Annotated in this window: 8 protein-coding genes and 1 pseudogene; 3 read left to right on the top strand and 6 right to left on the bottom strand. The window is 71.2% G+C overall.

Annotated elements, in window-relative coordinates; translation table 11 throughout:
- Positions 1–58 precede the first annotated feature (58 nt).
- Positions 59–1,477, bottom strand: coding sequence for a sigma-70 family RNA polymerase sigma factor (locus J5X75_RS03135; RefSeq protein WP_208465728.1), 1,419 nt, complete (start codon positions 1,475–1,477; stop codon positions 59–61).
- 410 nt (positions 1,478–1,887) lie between these two features.
- On the opposite strand from J5X75_RS03135, the gene J5X75_RS03140 reads away from it, so the two are divergent.
- Entirely contained in the window at positions 1,888–3,579 is a 1,692-nt protein-coding gene (locus J5X75_RS03140) for a cellulose binding domain-containing protein (RefSeq protein ID WP_208465729.1), read from the top strand.
- A gap of 24 nt (positions 3,580–3,603) precedes the next feature.
- Here J5X75_RS03140 and J5X75_RS03145 read toward each other — a convergent pair whose 3' ends face one another.
- Positions 3,604–5,028 (bottom strand): WGR domain-containing protein, encoded by a 1,425-nt coding sequence (locus tag J5X75_RS03145; protein ID WP_208465730.1) that lies wholly within the window; start codon positions 5,026–5,028, stop codon positions 3,604–3,606.
- A gap of 89 nt (positions 5,029–5,117) precedes the next feature.
- Here J5X75_RS03145 and J5X75_RS03150 point away from each other — a divergent pair, with 89 nt between their 5' ends.
- On the top strand, positions 5,118–5,720 hold the full coding sequence (locus tag J5X75_RS03150) for a PH domain-containing protein (protein ID WP_208465731.1): 603 nt from the start codon (positions 5,118–5,120) through the stop codon (positions 5,718–5,720).
- Between the two features lie 74 nt (positions 5,721–5,794).
- Here the strand turns inward: J5X75_RS03150 and J5X75_RS03155 are convergent, their stop codons facing one another.
- A complete protein-coding gene (locus tag J5X75_RS03155) occupies positions 5,795–7,426 on the bottom strand; it encodes a methyl-accepting chemotaxis protein (protein ID WP_238487279.1) in 1,632 nt (543 codons plus the stop codon).
- Between the two features lie 958 nt (positions 7,427–8,384).
- On the opposite strand from J5X75_RS03155, the pseudogene J5X75_RS43880 reads away from it, so the two are divergent.
- Positions 8,385–9,497 (top strand): annotated as a pseudogene (locus J5X75_RS43880) (two-component system sensor histidine kinase NtrB); the annotation flags it as partial.
- A gap of 1 nt (position 9,498) precedes the next feature.
- Here the strand turns inward: J5X75_RS43880 and J5X75_RS03160 are convergent.
- Genes J5X75_RS03160 through J5X75_RS03170 form a run of 3 tightly spaced genes read right to left on the bottom strand, consistent with a single transcriptional unit; the run spans position 9,499 to position 14,298 of the window.
- A complete protein-coding gene (locus tag J5X75_RS03160) occupies positions 9,499–12,525 on the bottom strand; it encodes a hypothetical protein (RefSeq protein WP_208465732.1) in 3,027 nt (1,008 codons plus the stop codon).
- 37 nt (positions 12,526–12,562) lie between these two features.
- Positions 12,563–13,216 (bottom strand): response regulator, encoded by a 654-nt coding sequence (locus tag J5X75_RS03165; RefSeq protein ID WP_208465733.1) that lies wholly within the window; start codon positions 13,214–13,216, stop codon positions 12,563–12,565.
- The gene (locus J5X75_RS03170) at positions 13,213–14,298 is read right to left on the bottom strand and encodes a sensor histidine kinase (protein WP_208465734.1); all 1,086 of its coding nucleotides are present in this window, start codon (positions 14,296–14,298) and stop codon (positions 13,213–13,215) included. The genes J5X75_RS03165 and J5X75_RS03170 overlap by 4 nt, the downstream gene beginning before the upstream one ends.
- Positions 14,299–14,304: the final 6 nt, after the last annotated feature.

A 14,304-nucleotide genomic window follows, 5' to 3' on the forward strand; every position in this document is an offset into this window, starting at 1 on the left:
TCGCACGGCGAGGGGCAGGCCCGCCCCTCGCCGTGTTCCGCGCCGCCTTGCGGTGTTCTCAGCGCTGTGCTGCCGGGCGGATCAGGAAGGAGCCGTCGGCGCGGAAGGCGGCGCTGTCGTCGGACTGGTCGACCCACAGCTCGTTGCCGCGGTGCCGCAGGAACCAGCCGGGGTAGTTCGACGACTCCAGTGCCACCGAACCCGGGATCGACCCGGCCCGGACGCAGAACGTGGCGTCCCCGTGGAACAGGTTCGTTCCCACGTCCTCGTGGACCCGCAACCGCCAGGACTCGTGCCGCAGGTAGCGCCCGTCCGCCGTGCGGAGGGAGAGGCAGTCCGGATCGGCCAGCCCGGCGACCGCCTGGAAGGTGGCCTGGTCCCGGGCCGTGGCCAGCACGCCGGCCCCGTTGGAGACGGTGACGTATCTTCCCGCGGTGTTCGCCGACTCCAGCGCGACGGGACCGGTCGGCACCGCCGGCACGGCCGGCGCCGGCGCCGGCGCCGTCGCCTCCGGCTCGTCGGGGGCGGTGAGCACGGCCACCGCCGCGCCGATGGCCAGGGCTCCCGCGACGACGGCGACGACCGCCGGGCGTATTCGTGCGCCGAGCCACCGGGCCCGGTCCGCCGCCGCGCCGGAAGCGGAGACCGCCGGCCGGGCGAGGCCGGCCACCACGTTCTCCGGGGTCCAGTTGGCGAGAACCGCCGCGGTCACCGTGGCCGGCACCGGGATCAGGACGAGACCGGCCAGCAGGCGGTCGGCCGGCAGCAGATCCTCCGCCTCACGGCGGCAGGACCGGCACGACTGCAGGTGCCGGGCCAGCCGCTTGCGCCACAGCGGCCCCGGGGTCCCGTCCCAGCCCGCGGTCTCACCGGCCAGACCGGGGCAGACCGGCCGGGCGCCGACCGCGGCCTCGATGCCCCGGGCCAGATCCAGTTGACCGCGCATCCGCTGGATCCGCACCCCGGCATGGCTCACCGTCACGCCCAGCGCCTCCGCCAGCTCCGACCGCGACAGCCGGCCGGCGACCTCCAGCCACCACAGCGCCAGCAGCGCCCGGTCACCGGCGTCGAGCCAGCGCGCCGCCTGTCGTACCTGACGGCGTTGATCGGACAGCTCCAGGCGCAGATGGGTGAGCCCCTCGAAGCCCGCGCCCGGCAGCCGTTCCGCCTCCTCGACCGCGGCCGTGCGCTGGGCGGCCTGCCTCATCCGCAACTGGTGGGTGCTGATCTGGCGTAACGCGATGGCGGTCAGCCACGGCCGGAAACTCTCCGGGGACCGCAGCGACGGCAGTTGCCGGAGAGCGCGCACCATGACGTCCTGGACCACGTCGTCGACGTCCGGGTGCCCGTCGAGCGCCTGCGCGGTGAGCGCGTAGACCATCGGCAGGTGCGCCGCCACGAGCTCCTCGAGCGCGTCCCGGTCCCCGGCTCGCGCGGCGCGGACCAGCGTGGTGCCGTCCGTACGCGTGGCTGGCATGTGTCGTCACCGCCCGTGGGTGCGTGGCCCGGCGGCGTGTGGACGCTTCCGGGCGGGACTCTGACTTTGGACGACCCTGGTCACGGAGTCAATGTCAGGGCGCGGTCATCGGGAACCGCTTGACCGTGACCGAGCCGCCCGGCGTCCGGGATGGTCGGTTTCGGGTCGGCGGCGCCCCCGTCGTCCATCCGGGTGGAGGCCACAACCCATTCATGAAAATAGATGTTCGAAAAAGTGTTATGGCGGAGGCGCTCCTCTGGTCGGAGGCGTGCTGAGCTGGGCATATTGCCTGTTCAGCGATTCCTTGAATGAGTGGGAGCGCTCCCGTAGCATGCGGGAATCGGCTGCGAGAAATCCGTGACGACCGATCCCCGCGATCGTCGAGCCGTCATCCCCGTCAGGAGGGAAACATGCGCGGAGTCGAAGGTGCCCGGTGGGGCGCCGGGCTGGGTGGCATCCTGCTGGCCGGCACGGCGGCGACCGTGGTGGCGCTCCCCGCCGCGGCGGCGGCCGGCTGCTCGGTGAACTATGCGGTGTCATCGCAATGGCAGGGCGGATTCGGCGCCGCCGTGACCGTGACCAACCTCGGCGACGCGATCAACGGATGGACCGTGACCTGGTCCTACAGCGCGGGCCAGCAGGTGACCCAGGCCTGGAACACGACGCTCACCCAGACCGGCGCCGCGGTCACCGCCAGGAACGTCGGCTACAACGGCACGATCGCCACCAACGGGAGCGTCTCGTTCGGCTTCAACGGCACCTGGACCACCGGCAACCCGGCGCCGGTGGATTTCGCCGTCAACGGGGTGGCCTGCACCGGTGGCACCACGCCGACCTCCGCACCGGCCACGTCGCCGAGCACCCCGCCCAGCGCCACGCCGGACATCACCGTGAACACCGCCACCAGATACCAGACGGTCGACGGTTTCGGGGCCGCGGTGTCGATCTGGGGCAGCGCCTGGTCGACGGCCGAGACACAGACCCTGGTCGGCCTGGGCGCCAACCAGTTCGGCCTGTCGATCGTGCGGACCGGCGTCTCACCGGTGTCCAGCGAGTGGGGCACGCAGGTCAACGCCCTGAAGACCGCGAAACAGTACGGCTCGGGCGTCAAGATCCTCGCATCGCCCTGGACCGCCCCCGCCGCGTGGAAGACCAACAACAGTCGCGTCAACGGCGGCAAACTCAAGACCGACTACTACGACGACTACGCCAACCACCTCAACAGCTACGTCCAGTACATGCGCGGCCAGGGCGTCACCGTCGACGTCACCTCGGTGCAGAACGAACCGGACTGGCACCCCGACTACGACTCGATGGACTGGAGCGGCACCGAACTGCGCGACTTCGTCCGTGACCAGGGCGCCAAGGTCCAGAACACCCGGCTGATGGTCGCCGAGGCGGTCAACCTCAACTACGGCTACACCGACCCGACCCTCAACGACGCGGCCGCCCGCGACAACATCGGTTACATCGGCGGCCACCTCTACGGCACCGAGGCGTCCGGCCGCCTGAAGGACTACCCGCTCGCCGCGCAGAACGGCAAGCCGGTGTGGATGACCGAATGGAACCTCCACGCGGCCGACGGCAGTGGCTCCGGCATTTGGGGGGACCCCGCCAACCCGACCGTCTGGAACGAGACCCTCGACGACATCATGCGTACGGTCCACAGGTCTATGGAAGCCAACTGGAGCGCCTACATCTGGTGGTACGGCAAGCGCTTCTACTCGTTCATCGGTGACGGTGAGGCCGCCTACGGCACCACCGCCGGCGCCCCGCTCAAACGCGGTTACGCGTTCTCCCAGTTCGCCAAATACGTCCGCCCCGGCTACCAGCGTGTCGGCCTGGCCAAGAGCACCAAGGCGTCACCGCTGGAGGTCACCGCCTACCAGGGCGGCGGCAAGATCACCCTGGTCGTCCTCAACCGCTCGGCCGGCACCGTGAACAACGCCGTGGTGCAGGCCCCGCAGAACATCAGCCGTGCCGACTACTACGTGACCTCGCTCAACGCGAACGCGGCGAGCGAGCCGGCCACCGTCGACGGGGGACAGGTCACCGTCACCGTCCCCGCCCGGAGCATCTCGACCATCGTTCTGACCCCCTGACGACGGCCGGCCGGATCACCTCGGTCAGCCGAGACGGCGGATGTCGCCGTAGGCGCGGTAGAAGCCGCCGCGGGAGGCCTCCCGGATCCCGGTCACCACGTAGCGGGTGCCGCTCTCCCGGATGCCCTTGGGGAACTGGACCTGCCAGTCGTGGTGGTAACCGGCGGACACCACCCGGATGCGGAGGCGGCCGGACTCCTCCACGCATTCGACGACGACGCCGTCGGCCGGGTCGTGGACGATCTCGACGGTGGTGGAGGGCGCCACCTCGGTCATGCGCGGCGGGGCCTTGACGTCCACGGCCACCGGGACCGTGCCGCCGACGGCCGACCGGATGGCCTGCTCGCTGGCGTCGATGCAGGCCAGCGAGCCGTCGGTGGTGACGATGTAGAGGCGCTCGTCGTGGTACTGCATGGAGTAGGCGGAGCCGCAGCCGGTGGCGAGTTTCCACAGGCGGGTGCCGGCGGCGTCGAAGCAGTAGACCGAGGACGCGCTGTCACCGGCGAAGACGTAGCGGCCGTCCTCGGCGGCGGCGCAGGAGAACACGGCGGCGTCGCATTGGTACGTCTGGCGGTGCGTGCCGTTCTTGCCGAGCTCGGTGACCTGACGGGCGGACGTGCCGGCGTAGACGGTGTCGCGCTCCTGCCAGCCGAAGAGGACGGCGCCGCGGGTGCCGGTGTGCCACAGCTCCTGGCCGGTGCGCCAGTCGTAGCTGGTGACGCCGGTGCTGTGCCCGTGGTGGACGGCGTCGTCGTCGCAGCGGACCATCCAGGCGGACGAGCCGCGGCCGGGCCGCTGCCACAGGAACTCGTCCTCGTGGTCGATGGCCGCGATGCCGCCGTTGGCGTCCGAGACGCCGAGAACACCGTCGTGGATGTCCAGCCAGTAGATGTCGATCTCGGGTGCGATGCGGTACGCCAGGCGGGGCACCTTGCCGGACAGGTCGTACACGTTGCCGTCGTCGCAGCCGGCGTAGATCCAGCGGTCGTCGGCGACGATGCACTTGACGCCGTCGGGAAGCCGGAACTGCCGCTGCACCTCGGCCTGGTGGTTCAGTGTGGTGATGAGGCCGGCCTCGTTGCCGACCATGCAGACGTCGTCGTCGACGAAGACACCGAACGCGGGGCTGCCGGTCCGGTAGCGCCACAGGACGGGGGCGCTCTTGGCGGTGGAGCGGGTGCTGACGATCTGCCGGCGGGTGACGGAGCGAGGTGGCCGCTGACCGATGACGGCCGGTGCGTACCCCTTACGGACCTTCTCGCCGATCTTCTTGGACGCCTCGGCCCGGGCCTTGTCCTCGGTGGCGAACGACGACTGCTTGACCTGGCCCCGGTCACCGATCCGCCCGAAGCGGACGGTGAGATCCGCGCCGTCGACGGTCACCTCGTAGAACTTGTGGGAACTCCCGTTGTCCTCGGAGAGCTCGAGGTACGTCGTTTCGGCCGGCATCCGGACCACCTTTCGGCAGGAGGGGGAACGCGGACGAAGATACTCAGGGGGTACGACATTCTCGGGAGGAAGAGGAAACCATGGCGGGGATGACCGAAATGCATCCGGAGAGCGTCAACGTGCTGTGGTCGGGGTCCTCTCAGGACCTCACCGCGATCGCCACCGGTGGCCGCCTGCAGACCGGCTCCTACACGGTGACCGAGGACGCGATCCGGTTCGCCTCCGGCGTCGTCTCCACCCGGGAGGAGATCATCCCGATCTGGCTGGTCATGGACGCCGACATCACCCAGCACATCACCCAGCGGGTGCGCGGCGTCGGCGACCTCACCCTCCGCCTGGACCCGGCCCACGCCGACAGGTTCGGACAGCGCGTGCTCAAGCTCGTCTCCATCGAGAACCCCGCCGGCGTACGCGATCTGATCCTCCGGCAGGCGAACGCGGTTCGGCAGTACTGGTCTCAGCACTACTACCAGCGTGATGTCGAACTGCGCCGGGCCGGCGCGGTCTCGACCAACGTCGTCGTCCCGGCCGTGGTCGCCGAGCCGGTCACCGCGGCGGCGCCGGCGCCGGTGCCGGCGCTGGAGGCCGGAGGCGACCTGATGGCACAGCTCGTCCGGCTGGGGGAGATGAAGACCGCCGGCCTCCTCACGGACGAGGAGTTCACCGCCGCGAAGGCGAAACTGCTTGCGTAGGTGAAGTGTTCCGTCGAGGAGACGAACCGGTGGCCGGACCCGCTTCGGTCCGGCCACCGGTGTGAGTTCGGCCGCTATGTCTGATAGGTGGAGACCAGCTGCTGCAGGCCGGTCGCCATCGCGGCCAGGCTGTTCGCCGTCGCCTGTGTCTCCGACGCGCCCGACGCCGCCGAATCCGCCGCCGTCGCCACCCCCGCGATGTTTCCGGCGATCTCCCCGGTGCCCGTTGCCGCCTGGGCCACGTTCCGTACCATCTCGCTGGTCGTCGCGGTCTGCTCCTCCACCGCCGCCGCGATCGTCGACGCGTAGTCGTTGATCCGGCCGGTCACCTCCGCGATCTCCCCGATCGCCGCGATCGCCTGCGTGGTCTCGTCCTGGATCGCCGAGATCCGCGACGCGATGTCACCGGTGGCCCGCGCCGTCTCCTGCGCCAGGTCCTTCACCTCGGTCGCCACCACCGCGAAGCCCTTGCCGTGCTCACCGGCCCGCGCCGCCTCGATGGTCGCGTTCAGCGCCAGCAGATTCGTCTGCTCCGCGATCGACGTGATCAGCTGCACCACGCCGGAGATCTGCGCCGAGGACTGCCCCAGCTGCGTCACGATCTTGTTCGTCCGGGTGGCCGCCTGCGCCGCCTCGGTGGCCACCCGCGCCGCCTCACCCGCGTTGCCCGCGATCTCGCCGATGGAGGCCGACATCTGCTCCGCGCCGGCCGCGACCGTCTGCACGTTCCACGACACCCGGTCGGCGGCCGACGAGACCGTCCCCGCCTGTGCCGACGTCTCCTCCGACGCCGCCGACAACTGCGTCGACACCGCTGACAGCTCTTCCGCGGCCGCCGCCACCTGCGTGGCGTTGTCGGTCACCTCACGCACCATCGTCGCCGTCGACCCGGTCGACGCGTCCAGTGCCACGGCCAGCCGCGCCACCTCGTCGCGGCCGGTGATCCCGGTCCGCTGGGTCAGATCCCCGCCCTGGACCCGGGTGAGCACCTCCACGCACCGCGCCAGCCGGCCGGTGATCCCGCGGGCGATGAGCCAGCTCGCGGCGGCGGCCAGCAGCACGCCGAGGACGACGAACACGGTCACCGTGGTGCGGGCGTGGTCGGCGGTGGCCCGCGACTCGTCGTTGCGGGCGCGGGCGGCGGCGGACTCCGTCGCGATGAGGTCCTCCAGGCCACCGTTGAGGGCGGTCAGGATCGGCTTGGCCTCTTTGTCGCGGATGCGGGCGAACTCCTCTCGATCGTCGCTTTCGGCGGCCGGGGCGAGCTTGGTGTCACGCAGCTTCTGCACGGCGGCGACGGCCTTCTCGACCTGGGCGACCGCCTTCTCCCGGCCGGTCATGTCCGTGCTGGTGTAGGCCGCGAAGGCCGCCTGGAAGAGCGCGTCCTGGTCCCGGCTGGCCTGCAGGAACGTGCGCACCTGGGCGGGGTCGGTGGATATCGCGGCGTTGAGCAGGCGGTTCTGCATGAGGTCGGTGGCGTGCTGCACGCGTGTCAGGTCGGTGATCGGTACGAGCGTCTGGCCGTACATGTAGTCGGACTGGTTCTGCATCGTGCTCATGTTGGTCAGCGCGATGGTGGCCACCCCGGCGGCCGCCAGTCCCATCGCCCCCACCGCCATCCCGATCTTGGTGCCGACCTTCAGGTCGCTCACCAACCGCGCCCACCGGTGGCCGTGGAACCCACGCATCTCGTCCGACCTGCTCATAACACCCCCATGCTCGTCACCGGCTCAGCCGGGTGTGGCCCCCGCCACGTTGCGATACAGATCGGACGGGCGGCGGAAACGCTGAACACTTCGGCAAGGGAAATGTTTCACCGGAAGGCGACGTCCACCCGGGTCGCGACGGAGTCCACAGTGTGCGGTGCGCACGTACCTTCCGGGCCTCTTCCCGGGGTCCGGCCCGGAGGCGGTCACCCACCGGCAGCGCGGTTGATCCGCCCTTTTCCCGGACGATCTGCCGCTAATGTGAGGTAAACAGCCGGAGACGCGCCTCGCGATGTCGCGGAATCGCGAAATCGACGTGAACTGGCCTTATGTGTGACACCTCCCCAGGAGTGGAGACATGCAGCGGTTGCGTCGCGTTCGTGTCGGCGCGCGACTCAGCGCCACCTTCGGATCGGTCACGCTACTGCTGGTCGTCATGATCGGCGCTGCCGTCTCGAACATCGTCGCGCAGCGCAACGCGGACCAACGCGTGGCGGCGTCCGCGGGGCTGCAACGGGACGCGCTGATCGCCAAGTTCCGCGCCGCCGACCTCAACGGCTGGCAGACCGCGTACGCGTTCGACGCGATCCGGGGCGTGCCGGACGCCACCACCGACACCGTGGGTCTGCGCGCGAAGTTCCTGGCCTCCGCGGAGGCTCTGCGGCAGGACCTCGCCCGGATCGGAGCCCATGACCTCAGTACGGAGGAACGGCGGCAACTGGCCACCGCCGAGAGCGCCTTCGACCGGTTCATGGAAGTCGACGCGCGGATCGTGGCCGGGTACCGGGACGGCACGCCGGCCATGATCGCGGCGTCCAACGATCTGGTCGCGGGTGAGGCGCTGGCCTGGTTCGACCAGGTCGCCGCCGCGGTCGATCAGCTTGCCGTGGAGGCGCAGGCGGACACCGAGACGGACGCCGCCGCGGCACGAACGACCAGCACCCGGGGGCTGACCCTGATGGTCGTGGTCGGTGTCGCCTGCCTCGTGATCGCCACGGTGCTCACCTGGACGGCGGCGCGCAACCTGGTGAACAAGGCAAGGAACAAGGCGATCCTGGCCGCGATCGTCGAACAGTCCGCCGACGCCACCCTGACACTCGCTCTCGACGGAACCATCACCACCTGGAACAGCGGCGCGGAGCGTCTCTACGGCTACACCGCCGACGAGGCCATCGGCCGCCGGGTGGCGATGCTCCTGCAACCCGACAGCGATGTCCGGCACGCCGAAGTGCTCCGGGGCCTGTCCGAGGGCATCGAGTTCCGGTTCGAGGAGACGCCACGACGGCGCAAGGACGGCAGCGAGATCTTCGTGTCGACCAACGTCTGGCCGCTGCGTGACGACGACGGGGAGCTCATCGGTGGCGCGGCCACCGAACGCGACGTCACCGCCCGCCGAGAACGGGAGGCCGAGCAGCGGATCGCCGACGAACGCGCGGCGCGGGCCGCCCGGCTGGAGAGTCTCGGCCAGCTCGCCAGCGGCGTGGCACACGACTTCAACAACCTGCTCGCCATCATCCTCAACTGCGTCGACTTCATCGCCGAGGACACCGGCGACGCGGTGGCGGACGACCTGACCCGGATCCGCAACGCCGCCCACCAGGCCCGGGAACTGACCAGCCAGCTGCTGCTGTTCGCCAAACGGGAACCGACCCACGTCGAGATCGTCGATCTGAACACGGTCGTCACGGACGCCGCCGACCTGTTGAGCCGGGCCATCGGCGCCGGCATCACCCTGCGGTGCCACACCTGCTCCAGCGCCCTGCCGGTGTACGCCAACCGCAGCCGCCTCGACCAGATCCTGCTCAACCTCGTCATCAACGCCCGCGACGCGATGCCCGGCGGTGGATTCGTGGCCATCGCGACCAGAACCGTCGAGGTTCCCGACGATCCGGCCCAGCCCCTGCCGGCCGGGTGCTACGCCCAGTTGACGGTCAGCGACAACGGCACCGGCATGAGCGCGGAGGTCAAGGACCGCCTCTTCGAGCCCTTCTTCACGACCAAGCCGGCCGACCAGGGCACCGGCCTGGGCCTCGCCACCGTCTACGGCATCGTCGGCGACGCCGGCGGCACCATCACCGTGGACTCCACGCCCGGCGCCGGCACCACCTTCCGGATCCTGCTGCCGCTGTCGTCGCTCGTCCGTCCGGGGCGTCCGCCGGAGCACCGCACCCGCTCGAACATCTCCTCGTCCTCCGGGCTGCCCGGATAGCCGGTCCGGCTACGGCGCCGCGGGCCGTGGCCGCCAGGCCGACGACCGACAGGACGGCGCCGGTGACGATGATCCCGATCGGCAGCGCGGGCGGGATGCCGAGGAACGTCACGATGCCCAGGATCCGGTGCAGGCCCCACGGCAGCAGCGCCATCTGGTCGTTCCAGGCACTGAGCGCGCGTTCCAGGCCGGCCGCCCGGATCAGGACGCCGACCGCCAGCACCGGAACGCCCGCCGCGAGCATGACGCCGCCGGTGACCCGCCGCCGCGACCAGCCGTAACGGCTGCGCAGCACCGAGCCGGTGGCCACGAACAGCCAGGCGAAGGCCGCGAAGGCGACGGTGACGTACGCCGTCCGGGCGACTGGATCGGTCCAGAACTGGAACCAGTAGAGGCCCGGCCCGCGGACCGCCAGCACGGCCAGCAGCAGAACCGTGCGGAGCAGCGCCACACCGCCGATCACCGTCCACAGGGCGTACGGGTCCCGGCCGCGGACCAGCAGCCGGGCCACCAGCGCGAACAGGACCCAGGCGCCGAGCGTCACCAGCAGGTGGGCCGGGGCCGCGAACCAGGTGTAGATCGCGCGGCTGAGCACCAGGGCGGCCGCCGGGAACAGGATCGCGACCCACCGTCCCGCCCGTGCCGGGTGCTCCGGCGCCTTCCACGGCATGATCGCCGCCCGCCAGAGGGACCGGACCGGCCGCCACGGCATCAGCATCGAGACGAGCAGCAGGCCGAGCAGGACGCGCGCCAGGATCGCCATCGCCGGATCCCGGTCGGACCGTTCGGTGCCGAGGTCGGCCGCGGTGAAGTTGTAGGCGGGCCGGTCGACGTCGCCGCTGTACTCGCGCACGTAGACGTCGCGGGCCTCCCGGTACGCGATCTCCGCGGCCGTCCACTGCGCGCGCGCCGTCGCCGAGCCGGTGTCCAGCCACTGCGCCCGCCGTAGGAACATCGTGCGGTAGGCGCCGAGCGTGCCGTACAGGTCCTTCTGGTACGCGAGCGAGTCCAGCAGGTGCTCCCGCAGGGCCGGGTCACGCCACGTCGCCGGGTCGGTGGCGGCCACGCCCGCGTACTGTTCGGCGGCGATCGTGACGGCCTGCTCGCCCTCGGCGATCGTTTCGTCGACGTGGCCGCGGCTGATCGCGTAGACGCTGCTCAGCACGGCCGAGTCGCCGGTGGCGATGTCCCACTCGAAGATCCACATCATCGGCGGCGGTTCGAGGCCGAGGGCCTTCACCGCGTTGTCCGCGTACGGGGTCAGGTACAGCCCCTTGGTCACGGCCGCCCGCGAGTTCGCGAACATCCGGCAGATCGCGGCCACCGTCTCCGGGTCGGTGGAGAACGTCTGGCGCACCCAGTCGGCGGTGATCTCGCCCGGGTCGGCGTCCGGTTGCCGGGCCAGCCGGCCCATCGCGTACACGTTCAGGTCGTAGAGCTGCCAGAACCCGGCGCGCAGATACAGCGTCATCGGCCCGGCACGCAGCGGGCCGCCCTCCTGCGTCCACAGCCAGACACCCTCGATGTGCCCGTTTCCGGCCAGCGCCTGCTTCAGGGCGGAGGCGTGCAGGGCGGTCAGGTCGTTGGGCAGCGAGCCGAAACCCTCGAACTCGCGCCGGCCCTGGAACTCGACGATGCGCCGGTGGTCACCCACGGCCAGCGTGGTGTTGAGTGGCAGGTGGCTGTAGAAGTCGCCGAGCGTGAACTTCGTCGAGACGATCAGGTGCGGGTCGTCGAGACCGCCGAGCACCTCCTCGTACGAAAGAGGGTTGGTGTGCAGGTCGCCGACGGCGCCGACGCCGACCGTCCAGGTCCGGAAGATGATGTCCCGGTCGCTTTCGGCGGCCACCGCGAGGAAGGCTTTCAGCATCGCCCGCACCTTCTCGGGCGTGGTGACGGCGATGCGGGAGAAGTAGTCCCAGCCCGGCGCGGCGTAGGCCGAGCCGCCCTCGCCGATGCGGATCATCAGGCCGGACGCGAACGGCATGCTCGCGAACAGCTCACGCAGTCCGGCCTGGTAGACCGCCCACTGGTCGGACTGCTCGGCCAGATACTCCTCGAGCGGCCCGGAGAGCGCCAGCATGTCGGTCATGAAGTAGACCCGCATGCCCATGTCCGCCGCGTACCGGAAGACCGGCTCGAACGCGGTGACCATGGCTTGCGCGCGGGCGATGTGCGGGTCCCCGGCCGGGTAGACGGCGTGGCCGTCGCCGACGTTGGCGAAGGTCACGTACTCCAGGAAGCCGGGCACGACGACGCCGTTGTAGCCCTGCGCGGCCGAGTGGTCGATGAACTGCCGGAACTGGGCGGCGACCCGCTCCACCGCGGCCTGGTCGACCCACGGCGCCCGCGGCAGCAGCGTGCCGGTGACGATGTCGGAGTTGAGCGAGTAGTCGGTGCCCCTGCTCCAGCGCGCCGCGTCGGGTTCACGGCCGACCGAGCCCACGTCGGTCAGGCGCAGGCCCAGCTTCGGCGTCACCGGCCCGGTGGTGACCGGCCTGCCGGACCGGATCTCGTCGGCCACCGAGTACAGGCCGTTGGCGGCGCCCGCCTCACTCGCCGCGGTCAGCGTGAGGCCGGTGGCGGTCCGGTCGATCCGGTAGTCCTCGCCGGCGCCGCCCTCGCCCACGACCACCGTGAGGACGCCGTCGGCGTCCTGCCCCGCGACGGCGTCGGTGACGGCCCGGGCCGCGACGTCCAGCCGGTGCGTGTGGCGGTCCATCGTCACCGACCCGATCGGCGACGCCACGGGGGTCCGCCGCGGCGCCGTGCCGGACGGCTCGGCCATCACCGTGGCCGGGGTCCAGGACAGCCGCAGGGCACCGCTCAGCCCGAACGCCGTTCCGGCGCCGAGGGCGAGCAGCACGATGATGATCATGAGGCGGCGCATGCCTATTTGTAGAGCAAGAGGCCGCTGTTTACCAGAGCTAACCGAGCAGACCCGACTGGTACGCGAACACCACCAGCTGGGCACGGTCCCGGGCGCCGAGCTTGAGCATGGCCCGGCTGACGTGGGTCCGGGCGGTGGCCGTGCTGATCGCCAGCCGCGCGGCGATCTCGTCGTTGCTCAGCCCCTCGGCGGCGAGCACCATGATCTCGCGTTCCCGGGCGGTCAGCGTGGCGAGAAGCGGGTGCGGCGACGGGGTACGCCGGTGGAGCGCCACGAACTCGCGAACCAGGGTCCGGGTGACCGACGGCGACATCAGCGCACCGCCCTCGGCGACCACCCCGATCGCGCGGACCAGTTCGGCCGGAGTGGTGTCCTTGAGCAGGAAACCGCTGGCCCCGAACCGCAGCGCGTCGAAGACGTACTGATCGTGCTCGAAGGTGGTCAGCACGATGATCCGGGTCGCGGCCAGGGCGGGATCCGCGGCGATCCGGCGGGTCGCCTCCAACCCGTCGATGCCGGGCATGCGGATGTCCATCAGGACGATGTCCGGACGGGTACGGGCGGCCTCGGCCACCGCCGTCAGACCGTCCGCCGCCTCACCGGCGCAGGTCAGGCCGTCCTCGTTGTCGATCAGGGTGCGCAGACCGAACCGGATCAGATCCTGGTCGTCCGCGATCAGGATGCGGATCATGCCGCGACCTCGCACGGAAGCCGGGCCCGGACCTCGAAACGCCGCTCCACCGGACCCGCGGTGACCTGCCCGCCGAGCGCCTCCACCCGGGCCCGCATGCCGGTGATGCCGGAGCCCGTCCCGGGACGGGAGGTGCCGGTCAGCGGGTTGACGACGGTGATCGTGACGCTGTCCGGCCGGTACCGGATGGTCAGGTCGGCCGGCCCGCCGTCGCCGTGGCGCAGGACGTTGGTCAGCGACTCCTGCACGACGCGGTACGCGGCCAGATCCACCGCGGGCGGCAGCGTCGCGTCCCGTTCGCCGTCGGTGTGCAGGCGCACGTCCACCCCCGCGTCGGCCATCCGCCGCAGCAACCGGTCGAGCCCGCCGAGCCCGGCCGGCGGGGTGCCCACGTCGGTGCCGCGGGTGGTCGCCAGCGTCGAGCGCAACTCGTCCAGGGCCTGCTGGCTGCTGCGGCTGATCGCCTCCAGCGCCGGCCGGGCATGCCCGGGACTGCGGGCCATCACGTGCAGCGCGACGTCCGCCTGCATCTTGATGGCGGCCAGGCCGTGCCCGACGATGTCGTGCACCTCCTGCGCGATCCGCAGCCGCTCGTCGTCCACACTCCGGCGGATCGCCTCGGCCCGCGCCTGCCGTGCCGCGGCGGAACGCAACCGCAGCCCGTACCCGACGGTGGCCGGCACCACCACCCAGGCGGCCACCGGGACCACACCCAGCCAGCCCAGCCGGCCCTCCGCGGTGAACAGGTGGACCAGCAGCGGCGGCACCATCGCGACGGCACACCACAGCGCGGCCGGCAGCGGGGCGTGCCGGGCCGCGCTGTAGACCGCGACCATCAGCAGGACCAGGATCGGGCCGTACGGGTTGCCCGCGGCCAGGTAACCGGCCGTGCACAGGGCCGCCACCACCAGGCTCACCAGCGGTTTCCGGCGCCGCAGCGCGAGGGCCAGGGCCGCCGTGACCACCAGGGCGTAACCGGCCGCATCCAGTGGCACGGCCGGGTGGCTCACCTCGGCGGCGCCCCTGCTGCCCACGGCGGCCGCCACCGCGAGCACCACGGCCAGCACCAGGTCAGCCCGCACCGCCCC

The organism is Actinoplanes flavus, assembly GCF_017592555.1.
Classification (GTDB): domain Bacteria; phylum Actinomycetota; class Actinomycetes; order Mycobacteriales; family Micromonosporaceae; genus Actinoplanes; species Actinoplanes flavus.

Excerpts from the sequence above, each read along its gene's own strand:
- J5X75_RS03135 (WP_208465728.1), bottom strand. The coding sequence starts at position 1,477 with ATGCCAGCCACGCGTACGGACGGCACCACGCTGGTCCGCGCCGCGCGA.
- J5X75_RS03165 (WP_208465733.1), bottom strand. The coding sequence starts at position 13,216 with ATGATCCGCATCCTGATCGCGGACGACCAGGATCTGATCCGGTTCGGT.
- J5X75_RS03145 (WP_208465730.1), bottom strand. The coding sequence starts at position 5,028 with ATGCCGGCCGAAACGACGTACCTCGAGCTCTCCGAGGACAACGGGAGT.
- J5X75_RS03160 (WP_208465732.1), bottom strand. The coding sequence starts at position 12,525 with ATGCGCCGCCTCATGATCATCATCGTGCTGCTCGCCCTCGGCGCCGGA.
- J5X75_RS03155 (WP_238487279.1), bottom strand. The coding sequence starts at position 7,426 with ATGAGCAGGTCGGACGAGATGCGTGGGTTCCACGGCCACCGGTGGGCG.
- J5X75_RS03140 (WP_208465729.1), top strand. The coding sequence starts at position 1,888 with ATGCGCGGAGTCGAAGGTGCCCGGTGGGGCGCCGGGCTGGGTGGCATC.
- J5X75_RS03150 (WP_208465731.1), top strand. The coding sequence starts at position 5,118 with ATGACCGAAATGCATCCGGAGAGCGTCAACGTGCTGTGGTCGGGGTCC.